The organism is Desulforhabdus sp. TSK (genome assembly GCF_022836495.1).
Lineage (GTDB): Bacteria > Desulfobacterota > Syntrophobacteria > Syntrophobacterales > Syntrophobacteraceae > Desulforhabdus.
In genome coordinates this window covers 1-449 of sequence record NZ_BQXM01000161.1, presented here as the reverse complement: position 1 = coordinate 449, position 449 = coordinate 1, and the positions used below count along the sequence as shown (strand labels likewise).

The window sequence follows — 449 nt, the reverse complement described above, 5'->3', positions numbered from 1 at the left end:
GCCGCCGCTGTACAAGATCAAGTGGTCCGGCGGAGAGCCTGCCTACGTCTTCACCGACGCCGAGCGCGACGTGGCCCTGACTCGCGGTCGTGAGGCCGGGCGCAAGCTCCCCAAAGAGCTGGGCATCCAGCGGTACAAGGGTCTGGGCGAGATGGACTATTCGGAGCTGTGGGAGACCACGATGGACCCGGACAACCGCAAACTCATGCAGGTGACCATGGGGGATGCGGCGGCCGCCGACGAGATCTTCTCCATCCTGATGGGCGAGGACGTCGAGTCCCGCCGCGGCTTCATCCAGCAGAACGCCAAAGACGTCCGCTTCCTCGACATCTGATCTTCAGGAGATCCCTACGTGACTGAGAACAACGAGAACCAGGACCTGCCTGTCGAAGGGACCGTCGAGGCCCCCCTGCGCGACCGGATCAGCCAGGTCGATCTGCAGACCGAGA

General features: G+C 63.9%; 1 pseudogene. It reads left to right on the top strand.

Annotated elements, in window-relative coordinates:
• A pseudogene (locus tag MWC30_RS21945) lies at positions 1-334 on the top strand (DNA topoisomerase IV subunit B); the annotation flags it as partial.
• Positions 335-449: the final 115 nt, after the last annotated feature.